At 62.6% G+C, this 23906-nt stretch carries 25 protein-coding genes and 2 tRNA genes; 15 read left to right on the top strand and 12 right to left on the bottom strand.

Going from position 1 to position 23906, the window contains the following annotated elements:
* Positions 1–3: 3 nt before the first annotated feature.
* The 3 genes from rpoB to E2L06_RS01430 are packed head-to-tail and all read right to left on the bottom strand — an operon-like array spanning position 4 to position 3645.
* Complete coding sequence (gene rpoB, locus E2L06_RS01440) at positions 4–1833, bottom strand: DNA-directed RNA polymerase subunit B (protein ID WP_138777918.1); 1830 nt, start codon at positions 1831–1833, stop codon at positions 4–6.
* A gap of 3 nt (positions 1834–1836) precedes the next feature.
* A complete protein-coding gene (locus E2L06_RS01435; RefSeq protein WP_138777916.1) occupies positions 1837–3417 on the bottom strand; it encodes a DNA-directed RNA polymerase subunit B'' in 1581 nt (526 codons plus the stop codon).
* Positions 3418–3645 carry a DNA-directed RNA polymerase subunit H gene (locus E2L06_RS01430; protein ID WP_138777914.1) on the bottom strand — a complete coding sequence of 76 codons (228 nt, stop codon included), beginning with the start codon at positions 3643–3645 and terminating at the stop codon, positions 3418–3420. It abuts the gene before it with no gap.
* A 315-nt stretch (positions 3646–3960) separates the two neighbouring features.
* Here E2L06_RS01430 and E2L06_RS01425 point away from each other — a divergent pair.
* The 4 genes from E2L06_RS01425 to E2L06_RS01410 all read left to right on the top strand — a co-directional run bounded on the left by E2L06_RS01425 (position 3961) and on the right by E2L06_RS01410 (position 7281).
* A tRNA-Asp gene (locus E2L06_RS01425) sits at positions 3961–4033 on the top strand.
* A 314-nt stretch (positions 4034–4347) separates the two neighbouring features.
* Positions 4348–4420 (top strand) — tRNA-Asp (locus E2L06_RS01420).
* Positions 4421–4631: 211 nt separating this feature from the next.
* Positions 4632–5045 carry a group I intron-associated PD-(D/E)XK endonuclease gene (locus E2L06_RS01415; protein WP_138777912.1) on the top strand — a complete coding sequence of 138 codons (414 nt, stop codon included), beginning with the start codon at positions 4632–4634 and terminating at the stop codon, positions 5043–5045.
* Positions 5046–5160: 115 nt separating this feature from the next.
* Positions 5161–7281 (top strand): bacterio-opsin activator domain-containing protein, encoded by a 2121-nt coding sequence (locus tag E2L06_RS01410; RefSeq protein WP_138777910.1) that lies wholly within the window; start codon positions 5161–5163, stop codon positions 7279–7281.
* A 559-nt stretch (positions 7282–7840) separates the two neighbouring features.
* On the opposite strand, the gene E2L06_RS01405 is transcribed toward E2L06_RS01410, so the two are convergent.
* From E2L06_RS01405 to E2L06_RS01385, 5 genes are all read right to left on the bottom strand, one after another.
* The gene (locus E2L06_RS01405; protein WP_138777908.1) at positions 7841–8611 is read right to left on the bottom strand and encodes a protein-L-isoaspartate O-methyltransferase; all 771 of its coding nucleotides are present in this window, start codon (positions 8609–8611) and stop codon (positions 7841–7843) included.
* 50 nt (positions 8612–8661) lie between these two features.
* Positions 8662–9291: a protein-L-isoaspartate(D-aspartate) O-methyltransferase gene (locus E2L06_RS01400; protein WP_138777905.1), complete on the bottom strand. Its 630-nt coding sequence runs from the start codon at positions 9289–9291 to the stop codon at positions 8662–8664.
* 93 nt (positions 9292–9384) lie between these two features.
* Positions 9385–10038 (bottom strand): HVO_0476 family zinc finger protein, encoded by a 654-nt coding sequence (locus E2L06_RS01395; protein ID WP_138777903.1) that lies wholly within the window; start codon positions 10036–10038, stop codon positions 9385–9387.
* A gap of 60 nt (positions 10039–10098) precedes the next feature.
* Complete coding sequence (locus E2L06_RS01390) at positions 10099–10680, bottom strand: LURP-one-related/scramblase family protein (RefSeq protein WP_138777901.1); 582 nt, start codon at positions 10678–10680, stop codon at positions 10099–10101.
* Between the two features lie 134 nt (positions 10681–10814).
* The gene (locus tag E2L06_RS01385) at positions 10815–11771 is read right to left on the bottom strand and encodes an aminopeptidase (RefSeq protein ID WP_138777899.1); all 957 of its coding nucleotides are present in this window, start codon (positions 11769–11771) and stop codon (positions 10815–10817) included.
* A gap of 179 nt (positions 11772–11950) precedes the next feature.
* On the opposite strand from E2L06_RS01385, the gene E2L06_RS01380 reads away from it, so the two are divergent.
* Together E2L06_RS01380 and E2L06_RS01375 are read left to right on the top strand one after the other, a co-directional pair.
* Positions 11951–12964: a type II glyceraldehyde-3-phosphate dehydrogenase gene (locus tag E2L06_RS01380; protein WP_138777897.1), complete on the top strand. Its 1014-nt coding sequence runs from the start codon at positions 11951–11953 to the stop codon at positions 12962–12964.
* Between the two features lie 79 nt (positions 12965–13043).
* Complete coding sequence (locus E2L06_RS01375; RefSeq protein WP_138777895.1) at positions 13044–13445, top strand: Hsp20/alpha crystallin family protein; 402 nt, start codon at positions 13044–13046, stop codon at positions 13443–13445.
* Positions 13446–13480: 35 nt separating this feature from the next.
* On the opposite strand, the gene E2L06_RS01370 is transcribed toward E2L06_RS01375, so the two are convergent.
* Entirely contained in the window at positions 13481–14353 is an 873-nt protein-coding gene (locus E2L06_RS01370; protein ID WP_138777894.1) for a RimK family alpha-L-glutamate ligase, read from the bottom strand.
* Positions 14354–14384: 31 nt separating this feature from the next.
* Here E2L06_RS01370 and E2L06_RS21655 point away from each other — a divergent pair, with 31 nt between their 5' ends.
* Positions 14385–14561: a hypothetical protein gene (locus E2L06_RS21655; RefSeq protein WP_171052286.1), complete on the top strand. Its 177-nt coding sequence runs from the start codon at positions 14385–14387 to the stop codon at positions 14559–14561.
* A 154-nt stretch (positions 14562–14715) separates the two neighbouring features.
* Here the strand turns inward: E2L06_RS21655 and E2L06_RS01365 are convergent, their stop codons facing one another.
* Positions 14716–15246 carry a 50S ribosomal protein L16 gene (locus E2L06_RS01365; protein WP_138777892.1) on the bottom strand — a complete coding sequence of 177 codons (531 nt, stop codon included), beginning with the start codon at positions 15244–15246 and terminating at the stop codon, positions 14716–14718.
* Positions 15247–15333: 87 nt separating this feature from the next.
* Positions 15334–15573, bottom strand: coding sequence for a helix-turn-helix domain-containing protein (locus tag E2L06_RS01360; RefSeq protein ID WP_394348728.1), 240 nt, complete (start codon positions 15571–15573; stop codon positions 15334–15336).
* 246 nt (positions 15574–15819) lie between these two features.
* Between E2L06_RS01360 and E2L06_RS01355 the strand changes: the two genes are divergently transcribed.
* The 8 genes from E2L06_RS01355 to E2L06_RS01325 all read left to right on the top strand — a co-directional run bounded on the left by E2L06_RS01355 (position 15820) and on the right by E2L06_RS01325 (position 21197).
* Positions 15820–16995 (top strand): CBS domain-containing protein, encoded by a 1176-nt coding sequence (locus tag E2L06_RS01355; protein ID WP_138777889.1) that lies wholly within the window; start codon positions 15820–15822, stop codon positions 16993–16995.
* A gap of 239 nt (positions 16996–17234) precedes the next feature.
* Positions 17235–18254 (top strand): ABC transporter ATP-binding protein, encoded by a 1020-nt coding sequence (locus E2L06_RS01350; protein ID WP_138777887.1) that lies wholly within the window; start codon positions 17235–17237, stop codon positions 18252–18254.
* Positions 18254–19048: an ABC transporter permease gene (locus E2L06_RS01345; protein ID WP_138777885.1), complete on the top strand. Its 795-nt coding sequence runs from the start codon at positions 18254–18256 to the stop codon at positions 19046–19048. The genes E2L06_RS01350 and E2L06_RS01345 overlap by 1 nt, the downstream gene beginning before the upstream one ends.
* 135 nt (positions 19049–19183) lie before the next feature.
* The gene (locus E2L06_RS01340; protein ID WP_138777883.1) at positions 19184–19885 is read left to right on the top strand and encodes a carbonic anhydrase; all 702 of its coding nucleotides are present in this window, start codon (positions 19184–19186) and stop codon (positions 19883–19885) included.
* Positions 19886–19978: 93 nt separating this feature from the next.
* The gene (locus tag E2L06_RS01335) at positions 19979–20197 is read left to right on the top strand and encodes a hypothetical protein (RefSeq protein WP_138777882.1); all 219 of its coding nucleotides are present in this window, start codon (positions 19979–19981) and stop codon (positions 20195–20197) included.
* 112 nt (positions 20198–20309) lie between these two features.
* Positions 20310–20504, top strand: a complete 195-nt coding sequence (locus E2L06_RS01330) for a cold-shock protein (RefSeq protein ID WP_005554588.1) — start codon at positions 20310–20312, stop codon at positions 20502–20504.
* A gap of 145 nt (positions 20505–20649) precedes the next feature.
* Positions 20650–20772 (top strand): hypothetical protein, encoded by a 123-nt coding sequence (locus E2L06_RS22710; RefSeq protein WP_283241341.1) that lies wholly within the window; start codon positions 20650–20652, stop codon positions 20770–20772.
* A gap of 59 nt (positions 20773–20831) precedes the next feature.
* The gene (locus E2L06_RS01325) at positions 20832–21197 is read left to right on the top strand and encodes a cupin domain-containing protein (protein ID WP_138777880.1); all 366 of its coding nucleotides are present in this window, start codon (positions 20832–20834) and stop codon (positions 21195–21197) included.
* A gap of 136 nt (positions 21198–21333) precedes the next feature.
* Here the strand turns inward: E2L06_RS01325 and E2L06_RS01320 are convergent, their stop codons facing one another.
* On the bottom strand, positions 21334–23751 hold the full coding sequence (locus E2L06_RS01320) for a methyl-accepting chemotaxis protein (RefSeq protein WP_138777878.1): 2418 nt from the start codon (positions 23749–23751) through the stop codon (positions 21334–21336).
* Between the last annotated feature and the right edge of the window lie 155 nt (positions 23752–23906).

The following is a 23906-nucleotide window of genomic DNA, read 5'->3' as shown; positions in this document are numbered from 1 at the left end:
GGTTTAGACGGCGTCTTCGAGTTCGAGTCGCGGTGCGATACCCAGTGCTTTCATCTCGTCTAAGAGGAGCTTGAACGCGTAGCTCATCTCGATCTCGTGGATATCGGTCTCCTCGTCGCAGTTCGGACAGTAGACACGCCGTTGTTCGACGTTTTCGACCGCGCTCATGCCACAGTTCGCACAGATGTGGATGAACTCGCGGTCGGACTCATCGAGCAGTCGTTCCTTCAGCGTCATGGCCGCCCCGTGGCCGATGAACACGTCGCGTTCCATCTCCCCGATACGGAGGCCACCCTCGCGGGCGCGACCCTCCGTCGGCTGGCGGGTCAGCACCTGCACCGGCCCGCGCGAACGGGCGTGCAGCTTGTTCGAGACCATGTGGTAGAGCTTCTGGTAGAAAATGACGCCGACGAAGATCTCGGCCTCGATCTTCTCGCCGGTAACGCCGGAGTACATGGTCTCCTTGCCGGCCGAATCGAAGCCGGCGTCCTCAAGTCCGCCACGAAGCTCGTCTTTGTCCTCGCCGAGGAACGGCGTCCCGTCGACGCGACGGCCCTCCATCGCGCCGAGTTTGCCGCCGATCATCTCGAGAATGTGGCCGACAGTCATCCGCGAGGGCAGCGCGTGGGGGTTGACGACGAGGTCCGGCACCACGCCCTCCTCGGTAAACGGCATGTCCTCCTGGGGCGCGAGGTGGCCGACGACCCCCTTCTGGCCGTGTCGCGACGCGAACTTGTCCCCGAGTTCGGGGATCCGTTCGTCACGCACGGAAACCTTCGAGAGCTTCGAGCCGTCCTCACCCTCCATGAGCGTGACGGTGTCGACGATGCCGGATTCGCCCGAGCGCATGGTGACGGAGGTCTCACGCCGTTTCTGTGGCGAGAGGCCGCCCATGTCGTCGGGTTCCTCTAAGAATCGCGGCGGCGAGGTCTTCCCGAGCAGCACGGAGTTCTCGTCGACTTTCGTCTCGGGGTTGACGAGGCCGTCGTCGTCGAGGTGGTTGTAGGCCTCCTCGCCACGAGCACCGCGGACGTCCTGGCTCGGGATCTCGAAGCGGTCCTCCTGGCCACCAGGATAACGCCGTTCCTCGCCCTCGTAGGTCCGGAAGAAGTGCGAGCGCGCGAGCGCGCGTTCGACGCTGGCTTTGTTCATGACCAGCGCGTCCTCGATGTTGAACCCCTCGTAGCTCATCACGGCGACGACGAAGTTCTGTGCGGCCGGCCGCTCGTCGTAGCCGATCTGTTCGGTCGTCTGGGTCTTGACCATCGAGAGCTGCGGGTAGTGCAGCAGGTGCTGGCGCGTGTCCGGCCGGATCCGGTAGTTCGCGCTGGGCAGGCCAAGCGACTGCTTGATCATCCCTGCCCCCATCGTAATACGCGGTGAGGCGTTGTGCTCGGGATACGGGATCATCCCCGCACCGATCGAGAAGATCAGCGAGGGGTCGATCTCGAGGTGGGTGTGTTTCTCGGTCAGGTCGTCCTCGTCGACGGCCACGAGGATGTCCTCTTCCTCCTCGGCGTCGATGAACTCGATGTAGCCGTGATCGACGAGGTCCTCGAACTCGATGTCGCCGTCTTTGAGCGCTTCGATATCCTGTTCGGAGATCCGCGGGTCGCCGTCCTCGACGACCAGCAGTGGCCGTCGTGCGCGGCCGGCGTCGGCGTTGACGATCACTTCGCGGGTGCGGTCTTTGACCGAGACGTTGACCATCTCGCTGACGTCGCCGATTCGTCGCGCTTCGCGGATCTGTTCGGCTAGTTCGTGTGGATCGGGATGGGTCCCCACCAGCGACCCGTTGACGTAGACTTTCGCCTCTCGTTGTTGGCTGCTCATGATTTAATCGTCTCCAGATGCAGTCGTCCGCTCGATACCCTCGAGGCCGGGAATACCCTCGACTCCCATCGATGCGAGTTCGCGTTTGAGTTCCTGTTCGTCCTCGACGTTCTGGGAGAGCTCCATCGATTGCGCGAAGTTCTTCACCAGCCCACAGTTGGGACCCTCCGGCGTCTCGGAGGGACCGATGCGACCCCACTGGGTCGCGTGCAGGTCCCGCGCCTCGAAGTGGGGTTGCGAGCGCGACAGCGGGCTGCGAAGGCGGCGCAGGTGGCTGAGCACGCCCATGAAGTCAGTTCGGTCGACGAGCTGGGAGACGCCGGAGCGGCCGCCGACCCAGTTGCCCGTCGCGATCGGGTGCTCTAAGCGCTCGGTCAGCACGTCCGAGCGGACGACCGTGTTCACCGAGAGCTGGCGATTACGCATGTTCGCGCGCTCGAGCTGGTATTTCACGTCCCGGGCCAGCTTGTTCAGCGCGGTCCGGAACAGGTCTTTCATCAGGTCGCCGGAGACCTTCAGGCGCTTGTTCGCGTAGTGGTCTTTGTCGTCGGATTCGCGCCGCCCGAGTGCGAGCTCGAAACAGGCCTCGGCCATCCGACAGAGGTAGTGGGCCTTGTTGATGCGGACGTCTTCTTCCTCGACGCCATCCTCGTGGAGATGGGGAAGGAGATACCGGTCGATGACGTAGTTGGCGCGCTTGAGCTGGTAGTTTTTGCCCTGGCCGGAGGCGACCCGTTTCCCGAGCGCCTCGATGGCTTCCTCCTCGGTCTGGACTTCCGCTTCCTCCAGGTTCTCGAGCATGTACTTGACGACCTCGGGGTCGTTCGAGACCTTGTGGACGATCTCCTCGTCCGATTCGAGGCCGAGCGCGCGCACGAGCGTGACGAAGTTGATCGAGCCCGACACCGAGGGGAACGAGACCTCGAGCAGGCCGTCGCGCGTCCGCTCACACAGCACCAGGGCGCGGTAACCACGGCGCTGGGAGAACGTCTTGGCGACCTGAATCTCGTCACCGTATTTGGTGTCGTACTCGGCGAGGATCTTGTTCGGTGCGAGGTCCTCGCTGGTCATCAGCACCCGCTCGGAGCCGTTGACGATGAAGTAGCCACCGGGGTCGGCGGGGTCCTCGCCAATCTCGATGAGTTCCTCGTCGGAGAAGCCGGCGATATTACACTTCTCGGAGCCGACCATGATCGGCATCCGGCCGATCTTCGTCTCCGTCGAGTCGACGACCCGCTGGTCGCCCTCCTCGCCTTTGACGATGGACATCTCCATGAACACCGGCGCGGAGTAGGTGATGTTACGAAGGCGGGCCTCCTGTGGATAGAGCAGTTCCTCGGAGCCGTCGGCCTCGCGAACGCGTGGCGTGACGACGCGGACGTCGCCCAGCTCAACGTGGACCGGCTCCTCGCCTTCCTTGTCGCCGATGTCCGTGTCGATCGTCGCCTTCTCGTCGACGACCTCCTGCATGCCCCGGTTGAGGAAGGCGTTAAAGGAGCGATAGTGGTGTTCGGCGATCCGTTCCTTCGAGAAATATTCGCGCGAGATCTCTCGACGTTCGTCGCGATCTAGTTCCATTGCCATTTATTCTACCACAAGTCGGTATACCACTGCTTGATCGGTTGTTCGTGAGTCTCGGACGATTTTGATCACGTCGCCGATTTCGGCCTCGTCCGGAAGGGCAGGGTCGTTGCGCTTGATTTTCGGTAAGTCTGTACGATCGATGTTGTATTCGGAGAGCACCTCCTCGAGCGTCTCCTCCTCGAGGACGGTGTGCTCCGGAACCAGTTCGTGTTGGCTTACGTCTACCATGTGTGGGTGTGCGTGTCGGCTATCGGGAGAGAAGCGGCTGTCACGAGATACTACAGGCAAGTAGCGGCGGGAGGCATTTAACCGTTACTAAGTCGACCCACAAGCAAAGCTACCCGGCCGGGCGAACCAGACCGGAACCGTCGGTCACGTTCGAACGTAGCCGGTTCTCGGTTATATTCCTTGTGGGTCATGTGTGCTGGTAACACAGTCACAGTGGGGAGGGGCTCGAGGCGGCGATCATGGCTCGTCTGGCCGTACCACACGGCGTTCGATTGAAAAGCCTTAATACTATCACCGGGAAAGAAAGCATTGCAAGCCCGGGTGGTGTAGTGGCCTATCATACAACCCTGTCACGGTTGTGACGCGGGTTCAAATCCCGCCTCGGGCGCTTCTTCCACTTCAAACTCCTGAGCAACCGGTTTTGTTCTCTCGCAACCAGCCAGACTCGATCACTATTCGAATTGGCAATCGTTCGAGGGCTGCATGAAGTGAGCTCGTTTTCGAGCATGATTCACGACCTATCGCATTTATGTCCATTCACAAACAATTTCTGGTAGGTATTGTAGCATATGTATTCTCAGTATAATTGAACGATGTTCGGCGATCGAACTCGAGGCTGGGCGTGAATTTGTGTTAACAGAGCAGAATAACGAGTCGGGAACACAACCCTTAATACTATCACCGGGAAAGAAAGCATTGCAAGCCCGGGTGGTGTAGTGGCCTATCATACAACCCTGTCACGGTTGTGACGCGGGTTCAAATCCCGCCTCGGGCGCTTCTTCCACTTCTAATTCCTGAGTAACTGGTTCTATTGCCTCGCAACCAACCAGGCTCGAATACTATTCGAATTGGCAGCTGATCGAGGTGCTTCATCTATTGTGTTTCGCAGTGGTTCAAAGCTCGCTAGAGGTGCGTTCTATTGAGAAGTCGTTGATACCGTGGCATCCCACCGATTATTTTTATTCAGACGGGTGGCCAACTACACTATGTGCAACTCGAAAGCGGTGGGAGATGAAACGGAAGCAAGAGCCATCTCTAAACTCATTAGCTGTGGCTACAGTGTCTCAATTCCGTTCGGTGACAACGACAAGTACGATCTCGTCGTCGACACGGGAGACCACCTCTATCGGATCCAGTGTAAGACCGGCTGGTCGAACAAAGCAGACACGGTTCGATTCAATACCCATTCGCAAACGACGAAGGATGGCGTTTACCATGAAGATACATATCAGGGTGCCATCGACGCCTTTCTTGTCTATTATCCCGAAAACGATCAGTTTTATTGGATCGACGCGGCTGACGCAACTGAACAGAAAATGGAACTCCGGTTCGAGTCCGAAATCGACCATCCATCAATCAACTGGGCAGCAGCGTACCGGTTTGATGGCACGATCCCGTAATCTCATACAGCCGCCCAGCGGCACTAGACAGTTTGAATATCTAATTTCTAAATGCTAATTGTTTAGTTGCCACTCAGGAATCCATCAGTACTCGAGAAGGAGGATCACTAGATCAATGACAAAGCCGATCACCGTCCTCGTCGTCGACAACGAACCCGGTTTTGCGGCGCTGGCCGGAGAGATGCTCGAGCGCGAGCGCGACGCGATCGTCGCACTCGAGGCAACGAATGCCACGGACGCGCTGTCGATACTCGAGGGCCGTGACGTCGACTGTATCGTCAGCGATTACGAGATGCCGTCGATGACCGGCCTGGCGTTGTTAGAGCGCGTCCGTGAGAGCGATCCCGAGCTCCCCTTTATTCTCTTTACGGGGCGGGGTTCCGAAGAAGTCGCCAGCGAGGCGATCGCGGCGGGAGTGACCCAGTATCTCCAGAAGGAATCCGGACGGGAACAGTACGCGCTGTTGGCAAATCAGATCACGAACGCCGTTTCCCAGTATCGGACGGAGACGGAGCTACGGGAGAGCGAGCGACGGTACGAGCGAACGCTGACGGCGCTACACGAGACGACCCGGGAGCTGATGCGCGCCGAAACCAAAGCCGAGATCTATCGAGTGGCGATCGAGACGGCCGGCGAGATTCTGGACGTTGCGGTCGCTGTGGCTTACACGTTCGAGCCGACGGCAGGGGTCCTCGAGCGCGTGGCGTCGACGCGCCACGCCCCCGAGCTGGGCGAGCCGAAGCAGACGTTCGAGCGGGGAGAGGGACTGGTCTGGGATGCGTTCTCCAAGGGGGAAAGCACCTACTACGAGGACGTGACATGCGAGGACGTCGGCGCCGGGGGAACGGTGAGCCGCTGTGAGCTGATCGTCCCGCTCGGGACCCACGGCGTGGTGGTCGCAGGCTGTGAAGACGTCGACGGGTTCGACGAGACGATGACCGAACTGCTGTACATTCTGGCGGCCAACACCGAAGCAGCGCTAGATCGGGCCGAGCGAGAGGAATTACTCCGTGAGCACGACCGGACGCTCACCCGTCAAAACGAGGAGCTGACGCGACTCAACCACACGAACGAGATCGTCCGCGAGATCAACCACGGCGTCGCACAGGCGTCGACACGCGCTGAGATCGAGGAAACGGTGTGTAACCGCCTCGCCGAGACGGACCGGTATCGGTTCGCCTGGATCGCCGCAAGCGACGACGACCCACCCATGCCGTCGGCCTGGGCCGGGATCGACGCGGCCTACGTGGACCGGATTCGCGACGACGGCGAGTGTGCGCCCGAGATCGCACTCGTCCGAGACGTCCTCGAGTCGGGCACCGTACAGACAGTGCGTAATGTCCTCGATGACGATCGGTGGGCGATACGGCGCAAGGAGGCGCTGACGTATGGCTTTCAAACGGTGCTGGGCGTCCCACTCGCTGCAGACGACCGGCGGTATGGCGTCCTGATGGTCCACGTCGCGGGTGCCGACGCGGTCGGTGAACGCGAGCGCGAGGTACTCGTCGAACTCGGCGAGACGACCGGGCACGCGATCCAGTCGGTCGAACGCACGCGCGCGATGGTAACCGACAGCCGTCTCGAGCTCGAACTCGCCATCGGGGGCTCGCGGCTGTTGCTCAATCGGCTCTCGATGCACGTCTCCGGAACGAACCCGATCACGCTCGAAGGTGTCGTCGATCGTGGGGAGGACACCATCGTCTTGTTCATCACTGCGCCGGCGACGGCGGCGCTCGCGTCGCTGGAAACTGCGTGGGCGTCGATCGAAACGCTCTCGGTCGTCTCCGAAGGCGACGACGAAACGTTGTTCGAGGTGACGATGCCTGCAACGCCGTTTCTCGACGTGGTGCGCAGGTACGACGTGGCGATCCGAACGGCGACGGCCGAAGACGGAACGTCGACGGTCGTCCTCGAGGTCCCCCAGCGGGTCGAGACGAGGTCGCTAGTCGAGGCGATCCGCGAGGAGTACCCCGAGACGGAACTGGTGGCCAAACGGGAGACGACGACTATGCAGTCGGCACGACGACTCGACACACATCTCGCGGAACGGCTCACTGACAAGCAGTTCGAGGCGTTGCAGGCGGCACATTACAGCGGCTTCTTCGAGTGGCCACGGGAGAGTACCGGTGAAGACCTTGCCGCGGCGCTCGACGTCTCGCCGCCGACGTACCACTATCACCTACGAGCGGCCGAGCGAAAGCTCGTCACGATGGCGTTCGACGGTAGTTCTAATTAATTAGTGTTGTTCTCGATGGTGACCCAACAATTAGAAAGTAATCTTAACAGCTACCGGTTCCTACCCGTAACTGGCGATCTGAGATCAACTGTCGCCATCCCCAATCCCCCCACCCCCTTTCGTCAAACACGATCCATGACGACTGGCTTGACCGTTCTATCTGCCACTCAGTCCCTCGTGGAGCGAGGCAAGTGAATCGGCCGTCACGCGCACAGATCGCGACAGCGACTGAATACGGATGGTGCCAGTATCGGCAATAGCACCTGGCCGGAAAACCGAACGGCAACAGCCGTGGTACGAGGCCTAACTGCTAATTAATTAGTGTTCCATAACAGAATATCATAACTATATAGTAGTTATATTTAACACCCACCGATTCGTATGCCTAACTGGCGATCAGAGACAGACTGTCGCTACCTCCCACTACACCGTTTTGACTCACTTTCGAGAGACGAGTATCGGTTCGAACCGGCCAGTGTACCGTTCCGGAGTGAGAAGCGAAACTGATACCGAGATCAGCGACCGGTTTCACGTCGTTCTGTCCGGCAGTGTCACCCTGTTATCGGGTTCGATGCCGCTGTGACTGTGTCCCGAACGTCTCGTCCCACTCGATCCAGTCCTGTTCCCAGCCGCGACGCGACTCGGCGCGTCGCTGCGCTCGTTCGTGATCCTCACGGACCATCCGATTTCGCTCGACGGCCTCCGACTGCTCGCCCTCGACGAGCAGTGGATCGAGAATAATGGGGTCGAGTTGCTCGAGGTCACCAGCGGCCGAGACGACCGCGAGCCGCTGGCGGTGGGTGCCACGCGGGAAGACTAGCCGTCCGCCCTCGGCGAGTTGCTCGCGGAGCGCGCGTGGCGGGTCGACGACGGCCGCCTCGAGCAGAATCCGGTCGAACGGTGCGTACTCGGGGAGGCCGTTCGCGCCGTCGCGGCAGTCGACGAGGACGCCGTCGTAGCCGGCTTTGGCGAGGTTCCGTCGCGCTTCGGCAACGAGCGGCCGGGAGATGTCGACGGCATGGACGTTGGTTTCACCGACGATTTCGGCCGCAACAGCGGCCGTATAGCCGACGCCAACGCCAACGATCAGCACCGTTTCGTCGTTCTCGAGCGCCAGCGCTTGCAGCAGGCGCGCGGCCGTGCTGGGGGAGAGGACACGGGTCCCGAGTGCCACGTGCTCGCGGTCCGCGTAGGCTGTCCGCTCGTCGTCGAGAAACGCGTGGCGGGGCACGTCGCGCATCGCGACGGCGACGGTCTCGTCCGCGAGGACGTTCTTGGGCGCGGCCTCGAGGCCGTCGACCATGTCCTCTCGCAGTACCGCGAGGTCCATATGCCAGCTATCGCATCGGCCGTAATCAATGGCGCGCTTGCGCGACCCTCCTAACCGCGCATCCCGACGAATCGAACGCCGCCGTGCTCGGCCCGCTCGAGCGAGCCGTCGGGTCGTTTCGTCGCCTCGACGAGCGTCTGCCGGCCGGTTCCGATCGGTGCGAGCACCTGACCGCCGGACCGGACCTGGTCGACGACGGGCTCGGGAAGCGCGGGCGTCGCGCAGGTGAAATACACGGCGTCGTAGGGTGCGTGTCGAGGCCATCCCGTGCGTCCATCGCCGACGCGAACCGAGACGCCACCGTAGCCCAGGTCCGTGAGCTGTTTGCGGGCCCGATCGGCCAGTGCCTCGCTGTACTCGACGCTGTAGACGCCCTCGTCGCCGACCAGTTCGGCCGTGACCGCGGCGTGATAGCCACAGCCGGTGCCGATCTCGAGAACGTCGTCGCCGGGCTCGAGAGCGAGCAGATCGGCCATGATCGCGACCATATGCGGCGCGCTGATCGTCTGGCCGTCGCCGATCGGAAGTGGGCGGTCGGCGTAGGCGCTGTCTCGCCGGACGGGCGGGACGAACTCGTGGCGCGGCACCGTCTCGAGGGCCGCGAGGACGCGGTCGTCGTCGACGCGCGGTGTGACGGTCTCGACCATTCGCCGGCGTGCGGCCTCGTGGCTAGTGGGCATGACTCACAGTCGAATACGTGACGAAGCGTCGTAGGAAGTCGGGTGGCGAGTACCGGGAGGCTAGACGCCGTGACGGTCCGCGTCGGGGACGGGCTACCAGGCCGACCAGGCGCTGCTTTGCTCGTCGTAGGCGTAGACGCGCTTGATGTCCTTCGCGAAGGCGGTATCGCCTGGCTCCTCGAAGCGGTCCCGCCGATAGCCCGACGCGTCGTCGCGGACGACGAATGCGTCGATCTCGAACTCGTCGTCGCCGAAGCTCTCGACCGCGCCGACTTCGAACTCGTAGTCGCCGGGAACGTGGACCGTGATGCTGTGACTGTCGTCTCGCGAGCCGTCCTGGGGGTGGACGGTGACGTTGACCGCCACGTTGTCGACCTCACGAGTCCAGACGGTCTCGATCTCGTCGACAGGGGCCTCGTCGACGCGCTTCTGACCGTCGAGTTCGACGCTCGTCACGCGAACGGTCGAGAGCACTTCCTCGGTCTCGAGGATGAACTCGTCGCCGACTTCGACGGTCTCGTCTTCGGGAGCAGTGACGTTCGCCGTGAACGACTCGCCGCCCTGAGAGACGACCACGTCGAGGGTGACCTCGCGTTCGGTGTCGGGCTGGATCTTGTGGACGTGACTACACTCGCTGCAACGAACGGTCAGGGTACCGCCACCTGCCGTGAGTACCTCGTGGACCGTCTCGAGGTCCGGCGAGCAGGAAGGACAGGGGGTCGGAACCCGATCCGGTGTATCGCTCATAGCCAATCCTAGATGCTACGCACCTAAAAGGCGATTGAACCCGTCGTCCCCGCCGTGTCACTAGTTGCCCTGAATTGCGTCGATGACCATCGCAGCGGCCACGACGGGCTCTTTCGGGACGGAACTGGCATCGTCGATGGTGACCTCGTAGCGGTCTCGCAGCGAGAACTGGCCACTGATCGAGCCGACATGGTCGCCGTGCTGATCAGTGATCTCGTACTTGTGTGGGATCCAGCCGCCGAAGGGAACGACGTTTCTGGCCAGCGTTACGACGGCACCGCGGGAGTTGATTTCGGCCAGTTTCGCCTCGGTGGTCGCGTCGCGGATCTTCCACCGATCCTGTAAAATCGAGTAATCGTTGTCCAAGATGACGAGATCCTCGCCAGTCTGGGCGTCCGAGAGGACGTAGTTCCCCGCGACGTCGATGATGCCACCGGCTTTGACGGTGAACACCTCATTGCCGTCGGCATCAACGAACGGGAACTCCTCTTTCATTTTGAGGAGTTTCTGTTTTCCCCTGAGGACGACGTTCCCGTCGGCATCGAGCGCTCTGTACTTGTTCCGAATCAACCCCTGTTCGACCGTGTATTGATCGTCGGTGAGTTCGATTCCGCGAATGTCGAACGCTCGAGTCTGACTCATCGGCACTCGTTTCTCACCACCGACACTTTAAACCACTAGATGCCAACACGTTGGAGATACATTCAACGTACGAGAACGGTGGTTAGGAAACGGACCGCCAGCGCGATCCGAGACGACCGCACGACCGTGACGACTCAGGAGTCGTTCGACATCGGCAGGTCGACGGGGTCGCCGTCGGCGAGGACGGTCGGCTCGCGAATGATACCGTCGAGGTGGATCGGCGCGTCCGTTTCGCCGCCGATGCCCGCGTCGTCGCCGATCGCGATATGGACCGTACCGCCGGCTTTCTCGTCTAACAGGACCGAACCGACCAGCTCCGTGACGGCGACGTTGGTCCCGATGCCGAGTTCCGCGAGATTGTACGCAGCGTCGCCGACGTCGTCGGCCGCGTTCGCGACCGTCTGGCGGATCTCGTCGTCCGAGATGTGGGTGACGAGGCCGTCCTCGACCTCGAAGGTGAGCCGGTGTCCCTCCTCGAGCAACCCGTGTGGTCGCATCGTCCCGTCGACGACGAACGTCCCGTCCGCCGTTTCGGGACTAATGAACACCTCGCCGGCGGGCAGGTTCGACATCTCGCCGGGCTCGTGGACGATGCCGGTGTCGGCGAGCCACTCGCGATCGCCGACGCCGAACGTGATGTCGGTGCCGGCGTCGGTCGTGACACGGATCTCGTCGGCCCCGGCGACCTGTTCGCGGACCGCCTCGCAGTGAGTCGCGATCGACTCGTAGTCGGCGTCCAGCCCGGTCGTGAAGACGTCTTCCGTGATGCCGGGGAGTGTCGCGACCCGCGCGCCGGCCTCGTTGGCCTCCGTTCGGGAGCGAGTGTGGCTCAGGCTCTTGGTCGTCGGCGCGAGCACGACGTCGGCACCGGCCATCGCCGCCGCCACCGGTTCGGGCGGTTCGCTACCGTGGGTTTCACCCGGCGGATAGCGGACGATCACGGCGTCGTCGGTGATCTCGCTGGCGACTTCGTAGAGTGCCTCCCCGATCGGGACCCGTTCGTCGTCGGTGATGATCGCACACGACTCATCCGCCTCGAGACCCAGACACTGGCGGACGGCCGTCTCCGCCGCGGCGCGAAGTGCTGTCATACGTGCGTGTGTGGCGAGCGGGCCGATATGTCTTGCCCTCGGTTGCACTCGCGCCGTCTCGAGCAGTGTGAACGGCTCCCGAGATCGGCCTCGAGAGCGATTGAGAACTCCGATTCGAGTAAGAATCGACCGCGAGTCCTCGAAACGATTATCCCGCTCGGTGGTCCACACCCGGGTATATGCTACAGGTCGCCATCAACGGCTACGGTACGATCGGCAAACGCGTCGCGGACGCCGTCCGCCAGCAACCGGACATGGAAGTACTGGGCGTCGCGAAGACGCGTCCGAACTTCGAGGCCGAGACAGCGATCGACAAGGGCTTCTCGCTCTACGCGGCCGTCGAGGAGCGCGAACACCTGTTCGACGAGGCCGGCCTCGAGATCGCAGGCTCGGTCGACGAACTCGTCGACGAGGCCGACGTCGTCGTCGACGCTACGCCGTCGGGGATCGGCGCTCAGAACAAGGAGCTGTACGAGGAGTACGACACCCCCGCACTCTATCAGGGTGGCGAGGACGCCGACCTCGTCGACGTGAGCTTCAACGCGCGCTCGAACTTCGCCGAGGCCGCCGATGCAGACCACGTCCGCGTCGTCTCCTGTAACACGACCGGGCTCTCGCGGGTCATCGCACCGCTGCGCGAAGCCTACGGTGTCGAGAAGGTCCGCGCGACACTCGTCCGTCGCGGCGGCGACCCCGGCCAGACCGACCGCGGCCCGATCAACGACATCCTGCCGAACCCGGTCACAATCCCCTCCCACCACGGCCCCGACGTCGAGACCATCTTCGACGATCTGGACATCGACACGCTCGGGATGAAGGTACCCGCGACGCTGATGCACATGCACAGCCTGAACGTCACGCTCGAGGAGGAGGTCGACGCCGCCGAGGTCCGCGAACTCTTCGAAGACGAATCGCGACTGTTCCTCATCCCCGAGCGGATGGACATCGACGGCAGCGGGAAACTCAAAGAGTACGCCCTCGACGCGGGCCGACCCCGTGGCGACCTCTGGGAGAACTGCATCTGGGAGGAATCGATCTCGACGGTCGGGAACGACCTGTATCTCTTCCAGGGAATCCACCAGGAGAGCGACGTCGTCCCCGAGAACGTCGACGCCATCCGTGCCGTCACCGGCAGCGCCGACGCCGAGGAAAGCATCGAGACGACTAACGAGGCGCTCGGCATCGGACTGTAGGCACTTTCGGTCTCAAATCGACGGACTGAGTTATAGTAACGACAGAAAGTTTTTGCCATCCGATACCCTAGGCACCCCCATGCGCCGAGACGACCGCGACGAACCCTTCGACGACCTGTTTCGCGAGATCGAGCGAATGATGAACGAAATGATGAACAGCGCGGACGCCAACATGAACGTCGACTCCTCGAGTACCGTCGACAACGGCTTCGGGATGGACACCCACGTCGACATCCACGAGACCGACGAGGAGATCCGCGTCGTCGCCGACCTTCCCGGCGTCGAAAAGGACAACATCGACCTCGAGTGTGACGGCAAGACGCTGACCATCTCCGCCGAGAGCGACCACCGACAGTACGACGAGCGCGTCTCCCTGCCGACCCGCGTCAACGAACACACCGCCGCCGCAACCTACAACAACGGCGTCCTCGAGGTCGTCTTCGATCGCGCGGAGAACTCCTCGGATATCAGCCTCGAGTAACCGAGCCGTCGCGGTCGCCGTCTTCGATTTCGATTTCAGTCACGACCAGCAGCACGACGGATCGCGTCCGCAAGCCGGTCGTAAAACCCCGCCTCGTACTTCGTCGCCGCGTCGATCGTCGGTCGCGCGTTCGTCTCGTTGACGACCAATCGATCGTCCGTCTCGAGCAGGTCAACGCCCAGAAACGGAATCTCGAGTTCGGCAGCGACTGATTCGGCGAGCTCGCGCAACGATTCTGGGAGTTCAACACCCGTCGCCTCCGCGCCACGGTGGACGTTGTGTTTCCACTGCCCCTCACGCACTGCCTCGTCGGGCAGTCGGCGTTCGACCGCGCCGGCGTACTCGCCCTCGAGGACCATCACGCGGTAGTCGGTCGCCGCGGGCAGATACTCCTGGACCAGAAACGACCGATCGCCGGTCGCCCGATAATCGTGGACCAGCGAGAGGTAGTCACAGATCCCCAGGAAAGAATCGAGATCGTGGGCCTTCGCGACGCCGACGCCCCGCGTCGTCGAGTTCGGCTTGACCACGACCGGCGGCTCGAAGCGCTCGAAGACCTCGATCAGTTCGGTCTCCGAGACATCGTTCGAGACGTAGACGGAGTCGGGAACCGGGAGCTCGGCTCGCTCGAGGCGTGCCAGCACCTCGGCTTTGTTTCGCGAGGTCAACACCGTCTCGTGGTCGTTGAGCCACGGGATCTCGAGCAAGGCGTCGGCGACCCCGCCTTCCATGAGCCGACCAGGGTAGACGAAGCCGACGTCGTAGTCGTCGGGTTTCCACGGTGGGTCGCCGATCGCGATCGTGCGCTCGCGTACGGGCACGTGATGAACCCGTATTCCACGCTCGGCCAGCGGCTCGCGCATCCGCCGGAACGTCTCTTTGTCGTTGGCCACCGCGAGATCGATCATAGGCGGTCATCGGGAGTAGGCGGATAAAAAGATGCTCGAGACGGGAGCCCAAAACCGAGCGGCGGTGGCCGGGAGTGCGTCTCGAGCACTGCGAGAGGCGCACGACCCGGGGAAGGGCAGGCAGCTCACCGAAACTCACCGCGAGCGAACGAAAGCGCGGCGCTACGCGCCGCGGAAAGACGAACGGCCGATGGCCGTGAGTCAGTGAGCGAGCGGGCCGACGACCGATGTGAACGAGCGACGCTCAGGAGCGAGAGAACGGAGGGAGGAGTGCTTTTGATCCAGCTTTTACCGAGTGACAGCGCGTCGTGCAGCAGCAACGCTGCTGTCGACGCGAAACGAACGTAGTGTAAAAGGTGGTTTTACGCGATCAGCTGCTCTTCGCCCTTCTCGACGACGACACGGCACGGCGGCGAGATCTTGTTGTAGGAACGGCGGAGCGCGTCCTTGGCGAAGTCGGCGTCGTCGACGTCACACCAGATGGTGAAGATGCGCTCGCCAGCGTCGATGCGAGCGGCGGTGCCGACGATCTTCCCGAATGCCTGGCGCATCCCGTCGGAGACACGGTCTGCACCTGCACCCGTCGCCTGCTTGTTCTCCCGGATGACGTGGTGGGGGAACTTGCGCAGGATCATCTTGTAGTTGCCCTCGCCGGCGTTTTTGAGCATGTGACGGTTCGCAGAGAGGCGCGAGGCCTCGAGCGATCCGTGGCGGATCTGGACCTCTTCTTCGGTGACGAGGCTGATCTGGACGGGGTAGTCCTCGGCGTCTGCCGAGGTGTCGCCCATGGTGTGCTGTGCGATTTTCGAGCCAGGGATGCCAGTGATGTATTCGCGGCGCGTATAGGCCGGCTTACTGATCTCCCGGTACATGGAGGCAGGCTTGTCTGACATGGTTGTGGTTACTTGTGAAAACGGAAGCCCACCGCGCGGATAAAGGCTTCGAAGCGCCGCGTTGGGTGTTCCGAGGACAGCCCCGCTTTAGGCCTGAACCGAGTCGGCTGTAACGTACTCGGCGTCGAACTGCTCAACAAGTCCCTGGCTGGCAAGCGAGTTGATGACGCTCAGGATCGCCAGCTTCGGGAGTCCCAGCGACTGATGGAGATCGGTCGCGGTCGCGCCCTCGGACGCCTCGAGGTAGAAGTAGACGAGTTTCGCCTGCGCGGAATCGAGTTCGGACGGGACGCCAGCCGGAGTGGTGTCGTGGGTTAGTTCCATCATCGTACTAACATAATCCACGAACTGCCGTATAAATCTATGGGGTAGAAAATATATGGTGGTTAGTAGATATTAGGATGATTATATCTATCAAAGGTGTGCGGTCACAGGGGACATGGTCAGTGCTACCACTACAGGGAAGGGCGGATCTGAGTGAGCGCTGCTTGCTCGAGCACTGGGCTGTAGGCGGGTGCCGTGTGGTGTCGGTTCGACGGCGTGTTTAAGGGTTCGCCGCCGCAAGAGAACGATATGAGAAGCTTCCGGATCGGGTCCCTGTTCGGAATCCCGATCAAGCTAGATCTGACGTTCCTGCTGGTACTCCCGTTGTTCGCGTATCTCATCGGGACACAGATCGGGCAGGTCGCGGAACTACTGAACGCCGGGCTCGCGGCAGAAATCGACACTGGGGTGATTAGCGCCGGCCTGATGCCGTGGGCCCTCGGACTGACCGCGGCGATCGGCCTGTTCATTGGGGTCGTCCTCCACGAACTCGGACACTCGTTGACCGCCCAGCGGTTCGGCTTTCCGATCGACTCGATCACGCTCTGGCTGTTCGGCGGCATCGCCGCATTCTCCGAGATGCCCGAAAACTGGCGACAGGAGCTCACGATCGCCGTCGCCGGCCCGATCGTCAGTATTCTGGTCGGCATCGGTTCTTACGCGCTGTTCTCCGTGACCCCAGCAAGCCTCAGCGGCGCACGGTTCGTCCTCGGCTATCTGGCGATTCTCAACGTCGCGCTCGCCTTCTTCAACATGATTCCGGCGTTCCCGATGGACGGCGGACGAGTGCTGCGAGCGCTGCTGGCTCGCAATCAACCATACGCGCGGGCGACCCAGCAAGCCGCCAGCATCGGCAAGCTGTTTGCCATCGCCATGGGCCTGTTCGGCCTCCTCTCGTTCAACATCATCCTCATCGGCGTCGCCTTCTTCGTGTTCATCGCCGCCTCGAGCGAGGCCCAGCAGGTGACGATGAAAGCCGCCTTTCAGGACATCACCGTCAGCGACATCATGACGCCGGTGAGTGATCTCCACACCATCGACCCCGACGCGACAATCGCAAAGCTGATCCAACGGATGTTTACCGAGCGCCACACGGGGTATCCGGTCGTCGAAAGCGACGGGTTCGAGGGTGAACGACTCGTCGGCCTCGTAACGTTGAGCGATGCACGCGCAATCGAGCCGGTCGAACGAGACGCGTACACCGTCGAGGACGTAATGACGACGGATCTGGAAACGATCACGCCCGATTCGGACGCGATGACGGCCATCGAGCGGATGCAAAAACACGATATCGGCCGCCTGCTCGTCGTCGAAGACGACGACCTCGTGGGATTGATCTCACGGACCGACGTGATGACTGCCCTTGATATCGTCCAGCAAAGCGGTGCCGCTGCCTTCTCCGGGCGGCCGGGAACTGCGGATTGATACGGTCGGCTGTCCCGATGTCCCGGTTGGACCGCAGGACTGGTCGCGGGTGCATCGGAACTGACGCACAGGAGTCCGTATGAGACTGGTCGCACGACCGGTTGCCTACTGACCGGGCTCGAGACGTGATCGGGCCTCCGGCCCTGTAGCCGATCGCGTGATAGTCGGCAACACACCGGTTACAACGGGGAATGCTGCGAACAAACGGTTTAACCGTAGCCGGGGCTGACCCTGTATCGATGCCACCGGCCATCGAGACCGTCGATCTCGTCAAGGAATATGGTGAGCTACGCGCCCTCCAAGAACTGTCGCTGACCGTCGAGGAAGGCGAGTTCTTCGGCCTGCTCGGCCCCAACGGAGCGGGGAAGACGACCTTCATCAACACGCTGGTCGGACTGGTTCGCAAGACCGGCGGCGAAGCACGCGTCTTCGGCTACGACGTCGAGGACGACTACCAGCAGGCCAGGGACGCGATCGGGGTGGCGCCCCAGGAGTTCAACGTCGATCGCTTCTTCCCGATCAAGGAAGTGCTGATGCACAAAGCCGGCTACCACGGCGTTCCCGAGGATGAGGCCGCCGACCGGGCCGACGAAGTGCTCAAACGCGTCGGGATCTACGACAAGCGCAACGAACGCTTCGACTGGCTCTCCGGCGGGATGAAACGCCGCCTGTTGCTCGCTCGAGCCCTCGTCACCGACCCCGACCTCTTGATCTTGGACGAGCCGACTGCCGGCGTCGACGTCCAGTTGCGCCACGACCTCTGGGAGTTGGTGACCGAACTCAACGAGGAGGGGACGACGATTCTCCTGACCACCCACTACATCGAGGAGGCCGAACGCCTCTGTGATCGTGTCGCGATCATGAACGAGGGTCGGAAAGTGACCGTCGCGACTCCGGACGAACTGAAAGGGCGTGGGACCGACACGATCGCTGTCGGACTCGAATCTGCGCCAGCCAGTGCACCCGAACTCGGCCCCTACGCACACGACACGACGATTGCCGGGGATCGACTCGAGGTCCGTGTCGACGACGGCGGCTCGATCGCCCCGCGCTTGCTCAACGACCTCGAAGCGCGAGGCTACGAGATCGCCGACCTCGAGATCACTCGGACCTCGCTCGAGGAGATTTTCGTCGACCTGACCGAGCGCGAGGACCGCTCCGTGACCCGGTCGACGGCCGAGAGCGCGAGCGGCGGTGACGAGACCGAAACGGACGAAACGGACACCCCGCCGAAGCGAGAACAGGAGGGGGTCGCCTGATGTTCTCGATCGGCTTTCGTGCGCTCTTCCGGCGCGAGGTGTTGCGGTTCGTCCGCCGGCCCAAGAACACGTTCATGCCGCCGGCGATCACGAACGTGCTCTACTTTGCCGTCTTCGGCGTGATCCTTGGCAACCGGATCAACGAGATTGCGGGCTTCGACTACATCGTCTTTATTGTGCCTGGGCTGATTGTACTGGGCGCAATCTCAAACGCCTTCGAGAACGCCTCGTTCTCGATCTTTCATGGCCGCTGGAACGAGTACATCCACGAGACGCTGACCTCGCCGCTGTCCTACGGCGAAATGGTCCTCGCCTACGTCGGCGCCAGCGCGGTGCGGGGGATCATCGTCGGCCTGATCATCGCCGCGGTCGGCCGCGCGTTCACGGCAATCTCGATCGAGCACCCGCTCTACCTGCTCGTCACGCTGGTCGTCATCACGGCGCTGTTTGCCGGCTTCGGGATCATCGGCGGGCTGGTCGCACGGGACTTCGACGATCTGACCGTCATGAACCAGTTCATCATCCGCCCGCTGGTCTTCTTCGGCGCGGTGTTCTATTCCCTCGAGACGCTGCCGGGGATCTGGCAGCAGGTCTCGTTGTTGAACCCGATGGTGTTGATGGTCGACAGCGTCCGCTATGGCTTCCTCGGCTACTCGGATCTGGTGCAGGTTGCACCGGCCAGCTACGAGGGGATCATGCCGCTTGTGTCGCTCGCTGTACTGACTGTGCTTACCGTGGTCGTCGTCGGAATCGACGTGTACCTGTTCAAGACCGGCTACGGGCTGACGGACTGATAGTCTCGGACACGGGCCCATGAGGGCCGGTCGCGTTACGAGTGCGACCGGTGTCTGCGGCGTGTCGGTCGATATCTGAAGACAGAATCGGAATGGAACGTAACCGTTTTGACTGGCATTGCGCCTGTGTCTCATATGGGCACGGAACAAGACGTCCTCGAGGAGTTGCTCGCCGGGAACCAGCGCCACGTTGCCGGCCTCGCCGACGACCACTTCGCCGACGTACAGGACGGCCAACAGCCTGACGTCGTCTCGATTTGCTGTTCGGACTCGCGCGTGCCACAGGTCGGGATGTGGGACGCCAACGAGCCCGGCACGGTCTTTACACCCAGTAACATCGGCAACCAGGTCTGGGACGAGGTCGACGGCGACCAGATCGTCAACGGCGGACTGCTGTACCCGATCGCACACGCCGACACCGAGGTCGCAGCCGTCGTCGGCCACACCGGCTGCGGTGCCGTCACCGCCGCCTACAACGTGGCAACCGGCGGTGACATGCCCGGCCCGCAGGGCGTCGACAAGTGGGTCGACCTGCTCGTGCCAGTCGTCGAAGAGGCTCTCGAGAGCGGCCAGGTCGACACCGGCGCGGACGACGAGACGGTCATCAACCAGCTCGTCGAGTACAACGTCGACACGCAAGTCCAGTTCTTACGCGAGGCCGCGGACGTCGCCGACGACGTCGCCGTCTACGGCTTCGTCTACGACTTCCAGGGAATCTACGGCGACGACGGCGGCCGGACGTATCTCGTCAACTACGACGGCGAGACGGACCCGGACGCGATCGCCGAACAGGTCCCCGACGACTACGCCGACGCGGTTCGTCGCCTGCTCGCGTAAGCAGGCATCACAGCGGACGACGACGCTACACGCCGGCGTCGCACCCGGTCGAGCGTCGGTACCGTTTTGCTGGTCGCGGTGAAACGACGCTACATGCGAGAGTATCTCGAGTCTGATCTCGGCTTCTACTACGGCGTCGGGGCCTTCATCATCGCGATTTTCGTCATCGGGCTGATAGCAGTTGCCATCATCGATCCCGACGGCGTCGACACCGTTGGACTCGTCGGGCTCACGGGCGGGTTCTTCGTCTTCATGCTGGTGTATTTCGTCTCGATTTCGATCCAGCGACTCGAGGACGGTGAGAACGTCTGACTCACTCGGCAGAATCGCCGAATAGACGCTCGAGAGGGGCTCTCCCACCCGTCTTCTCGGTTCGATTCGAGTCGGAGGGTTTATCAGTCCCCAGCCGTTCTCTTTAGAAGCAATGGCGAAAGGAACCGTTGATTTCTTCAACGACACTGGCGGCTACGGATTCATCGAGACTGAGGACGCGGACGACGACGTTTTCTTCCACATGGAAGACATCGGCGGCCCGGACCTAGAAGAAGGTCAGGAGCTCGAGTTCGACATCGAGCAGGCCCCTAAGGGCCCGCGCGCGACGAACGTCGAGCGCCTGTAAGGCGGAATTCGTACGGTATCGACTCTTGACTGCAGTATTTTACACCCTTGAGCGACAGCGCCGTCGTCGGTGACGACACACCACGACCGTGTCTAGCGGTTAGTGCAGCGACACGATAATAGGTACGTCCAGCGACAGGTCCTCTATGACGATCCTGACGACGATGGGCCCCACCGAATACGCCGTTCTGTTGTTCAATCTCGTCTTCTTGTGTGGCATCGTTGGCGGCCTGTGGTATCTCCTTGCAAGGCTGCGACGGCTGCTGTAGCGAGCGCGCAGCCAGCGGCCGACCCGGACGATTTTGTGGCTCCGGCACCGACTCGAGGTATGACCGAGCCAGTCCTGCGACGGAGCGACGAGATCGAGTACGAACCGGTCGACGCCGCTGATGGCCTCGAGAAAGGCGTCTTGCTCAACGACGGCCACGGCGCACCGAACTTCGCGATCCGGCGGTTCGTCCTCGAAGCCGGCGGCGAAGTGCCGAAACACACCAACGAGGTCGAACACGAACAGTACGTCCTCGCGGGCGCGTACACGGTCGGCATTGGTGAGGAAACCTACGAGGTCGAGGCCGGTGACTCGCTTTTCATTCCTGCCGGGACGGTCCACTGGTACCGCAACGACGGCGACGAGCCGGGCGCGTTCATCTGTGCGGTACCCCACGGCGACGACGAGATCGAGTTGCTCGAGTGAGACGGGCTACTGTACGTCAGTTTCGGTGCACCCGCAAGCCGTCCTGCGGTCCCACCGGGACATCGGGACAGCAGACCGTATGAGGGGACACGCAAACACGTGATCGCGTTTCGCGTCTCGGCGCCGATGGCGACGACTACTGCGCGCTCGTCCAGTCGAACTCTCGAGCCGACGATTGCGCTTCACCCGCGTCGTCGGCCACCGCTTCGGCCTCGAGAGTTTCGTCGTCGGCCGTCAGCGAGTCGTTCTGTCCGTCCGATTCGACGATGTAGTCGGCAGCGGTCGGCAGTTCGCGGTCGGTGTCACCCGATGTCGCCTCGAGCGGCGTCTCGACCGGCTCGGCCGAGACCTCGAACGACGACAGCGCGTCGGACAGTTCTCGTGCCTGCTCGGACAGCGACGTGGCAGTGTGTGAGACCTCGACGAGCGAGGAGGTCTGCTCTTCGGCGGCCGCGGCGACCGTCTCCGCTTCGGCGCTGGTCTCCTCGCTGATCGCCGTGACGTCGTCGGTCATGGTCACGATCCCCTGTGTCGCGCCGGCCTGCTGTTGGGTCGCCGCGGAGATCTCCTGGACGCCCTCGCTCGTCTCCGCGGCGAACGACGAGATCTCCTCGAGCGAGGCGACCGTCGTCTCGATCGCGTTGCGGTGGTCGGCGATCCGCGCGTCGGTCTCTTTGACGACGGTCGCAACCTGTTCGGTCTGTTCGCTGACTCGCCCGAGGCGCTGTTCGATGTCGGTCGCAGCCTCTTGGGTGTCCTCGGCGAGGGACTTGACCTGGTCTGCGACCGCGGTGAACTGGGCGTCGTCAGAGCTCGAGCGTGCGGCCTCGATGCTGGCGTTGAGCGCGAGCATGTTCGTTTCCTTGGTGACGTCGGCGATGAACTCGAGGAGGTCGTCGATCGCCGCGATCTCCTCCTCGAGTCGGGCGACTTCCGCGACGGCGTCGTTTGCCTCGGCTTCGATGGCGTTCATGCCGTCGATCGCCCGGCGGGCCGATTCGCGGGCGTCCGCACTTGTCGTCGCAGTCTGCTCGGCCAGTGTCGCGACCTGCGAGGAGGTCGCGGCGATCTGCTGGGTGGTCGTCGAAAGTTCGTCGACCTCGTCGCTGATCATCGCGAGGTGTTCGCTCTGGCGGTCCGCGCCGTCGGCGATCCCCTGTACTGAGGTCGTCACCTGTTCAGAGGCCGACCGGACCTCCACGACGCCGTCAGCCGTCGATTCGGCGGCATCGTCGACCGCGTCGGCGAAGGCCCGTGTCGCAGCCACCGTCGCCTCGAGGTCGTCCATCATGTCGTTGAACGCAGCTGCAACCGTCGACATCGCCTCGCTGCCGGCGTCGAGATCGAGTCGCCGCGTGAGGTCGCCGTCGGCACAGGCACGCATCGTCTTGCCGTACTCGTCGGCCGTCCGCTCGAGTTGCCGGGAGAAGCGCTCGGATTCCGTGCGTTCCCGTTCGGCCTCGGCTCGGGCGGCCTCGGCCTCCTCGAGCCGGTCGCGCAGTGACTGACGCATCTGATCGATCGAGCGGTGCAGGTCGCCGAGTTCGTCCGCCCGAGTCGACTCGACCGGCTCGTCTAAGTTTCCGTCCTCGATGGCAGCAGCCCGCGCCGAGAGATCGCGCAGCGAGCGGGCGGTGGTCCGGCCGACCGTCGCACCGAGGACGAGCATCCCCCCGAACGTCACGGCCAACATCGCGAGCAGCCAGTTCGAGATCGTCGACTGGAGCGCGTACGCTTCAGACGCCGGCACGCGGGTCGTCAACGTCCAGCCGTCGTGCTCGAGGGGCGCGTAGCCGACGACGGTCTCGCCGTCTTCTGACCCGGAATCGATCGACGTCGTTCCCGTTCCGTCCGCAATGGTGTCGGGATCGACCGCGTCGGGTTCCAGCAGTCGCGATCGGTTTTCGGCGATGACGACCGTTCCGGAGCGGTCGGCGACGATCACGTCGTCGGTTTCGTCGGACCCAATCATATACCTGGACAGCGACTCGAGGTCGACAAGGCCGACGACGACGTGGTCGGAGTCGCCGGGGACCTCGCTGACGGCGAGCATCGCCGGCCGGCCCGCCTCGGTTTCGAACGCCTCGGAGAAGACCACCTGCGAATCGTCTTCTATCGCAGGCGCGAGCCGGTCGTCGGCAGTGGCACTGACGCGGCCGTCGTCGGTGATGACCGCGTTCGTACCCGCGTTCGCGTGGACGGCACCCGTCTCGGCATCGACGTAGTAGGCCCCTTCGAACGCGGTACGATCGTTCATCCGGTGTAAGGAATCACTGATCGTCACTCGATCGTCGCTACGAAACGCCGACGAGCGGGGGAGTGATCCTAGATACCGTTCGGTCGACCGAAACCAGATGTCGATCCGGTTTGCGTCCGTTTCGGCACCGGTGACGAGCTGTGATTCGACGTTCGACTCGAGTTCGTCGCCAGTCTGTGCATAGATAGTGCCGCCGAACGCCCCCACGATAAGGAGAATAACGGCGAGTGCGGCGAGAAACCGAAGCGCATAGCGGCGGCGAACGACTGGGATGTGCTCCCACGGATTCAAGCCCATATGGTGATGGGACTCGACGCACCCGGTATGTAACTCGCTAAGAGTTATATGTAGGGCTATAGATCACTCGTGGGTCATATACATCGGCTACAGGCGAGGTCAGCGGAGTCGAGCCAGTCCGAACCGCTGAAATACCGCCACGCCCTACTCGCGAC

This window comes from Haloterrigena sp. H1 (assembly GCF_005938085.1).
Lineage (GTDB): Archaea > Halobacteriota > Halobacteria > Halobacteriales > Natrialbaceae > Natrinema.
Note: the sequence above shows the minus strand (reverse complement) of the source record. Positions and strands in the feature narration are given on the sequence as shown.

Excerpts from the sequence above, each read along its gene's own strand:
- E2L06_RS01330 (WP_005554588.1), top strand. The coding sequence starts at position 20,310 with ATGGCGAAAGGAACCGTTGATTTCTTCAACGACACTGGCGGCTACGGA.
- E2L06_RS01325 (WP_138777880.1), top strand. The coding sequence starts at position 20,832 with ATGACCGAGCCAGTCCTGCGACGGAGCGACGAGATCGAGTACGAACCG.
- E2L06_RS01395 (WP_138777903.1), bottom strand. The coding sequence starts at position 10,038 with ATGAGCGATACACCGGATCGGGTTCCGACCCCCTGTCCTTCCTGCTCG.
- E2L06_RS01380 (WP_138777897.1), top strand. The coding sequence starts at position 11,951 with ATGCTACAGGTCGCCATCAACGGCTACGGTACGATCGGCAAACGCGTC.
- E2L06_RS01400 (WP_138777905.1), bottom strand. The coding sequence starts at position 9,291 with ATGCCCACTAGCCACGAGGCCGCACGCCGGCGAATGGTCGAGACCGTC.
- E2L06_RS01365 (WP_138777892.1), bottom strand. The coding sequence starts at position 15,246 with ATGTCAGACAAGCCTGCCTCCATGTACCGGGAGATCAGTAAGCCGGCC.
- E2L06_RS01360 (WP_394348728.1), bottom strand. The coding sequence starts at position 15,573 with ATGATGGAACTAACCCACGACACCACTCCGGCTGGCGTCCCGTCCGAA.
- E2L06_RS22710 (WP_283241341.1), top strand. The coding sequence starts at position 20,650 with ATGACGATCCTGACGACGATGGGCCCCACCGAATACGCCGTTCTGTTG.
- E2L06_RS01405 (WP_138777908.1), bottom strand. The coding sequence starts at position 8,611 with ATGGACCTCGCGGTACTGCGAGAGGACATGGTCGACGGCCTCGAGGCC.
- E2L06_RS01350 (WP_138777887.1), top strand. The coding sequence starts at position 17,235 with ATGCCACCGGCCATCGAGACCGTCGATCTCGTCAAGGAATATGGTGAG.
- E2L06_RS01320 (WP_138777878.1), bottom strand. The coding sequence starts at position 23,751 with ATGGGCTTGAATCCGTGGGAGCACATCCCAGTCGTTCGCCGCCGCTAT.
- E2L06_RS01375 (WP_138777895.1), top strand. The coding sequence starts at position 13,044 with ATGCGCCGAGACGACCGCGACGAACCCTTCGACGACCTGTTTCGCGAG.
- E2L06_RS01390 (WP_138777901.1), bottom strand. The coding sequence starts at position 10,680 with ATGAGTCAGACTCGAGCGTTCGACATTCGCGGAATCGAACTCACCGAC.
- E2L06_RS01335 (WP_138777882.1), top strand. The coding sequence starts at position 19,979 with ATGCGAGAGTATCTCGAGTCTGATCTCGGCTTCTACTACGGCGTCGGG.
- E2L06_RS01435 (WP_138777916.1), bottom strand. The coding sequence starts at position 3,417 with ATGGCAATGGAACTAGATCGCGACGAACGTCGAGAGATCTCGCGCGAA.
- rpoB (WP_138777918.1), bottom strand. The coding sequence starts at position 1,833 with ATGAGCAGCCAACAACGAGAGGCGAAAGTCTACGTCAACGGGTCGCTG.
- E2L06_RS01340 (WP_138777883.1), top strand. The coding sequence starts at position 19,184 with ATGGGCACGGAACAAGACGTCCTCGAGGAGTTGCTCGCCGGGAACCAG.
- E2L06_RS01345 (WP_138777885.1), top strand. The coding sequence starts at position 18,254 with ATGTTCTCGATCGGCTTTCGTGCGCTCTTCCGGCGCGAGGTGTTGCGG.
- E2L06_RS01370 (WP_138777894.1), bottom strand. The coding sequence starts at position 14,353 with ATGATCGATCTCGCGGTGGCCAACGACAAAGAGACGTTCCGGCGGATG.
- E2L06_RS21655 (WP_171052286.1), top strand. The coding sequence starts at position 14,385 with ATGCTCGAGACGGGAGCCCAAAACCGAGCGGCGGTGGCCGGGAGTGCG.
- E2L06_RS01415 (WP_138777912.1), top strand. The coding sequence starts at position 4,632 with ATGTGCAACTCGAAAGCGGTGGGAGATGAAACGGAAGCAAGAGCCATC.
- E2L06_RS01430 (WP_138777914.1), bottom strand. The coding sequence starts at position 3,645 with ATGGTAGACGTAAGCCAACACGAACTGGTTCCGGAGCACACCGTCCTC.
- E2L06_RS01385 (WP_138777899.1), bottom strand. The coding sequence starts at position 11,771 with ATGACAGCACTTCGCGCCGCGGCGGAGACGGCCGTCCGCCAGTGTCTG.
- E2L06_RS01410 (WP_138777910.1), top strand. The coding sequence starts at position 5,161 with ATGACAAAGCCGATCACCGTCCTCGTCGTCGACAACGAACCCGGTTTT.
- E2L06_RS01355 (WP_138777889.1), top strand. The coding sequence starts at position 15,820 with ATGAGAAGCTTCCGGATCGGGTCCCTGTTCGGAATCCCGATCAAGCTA.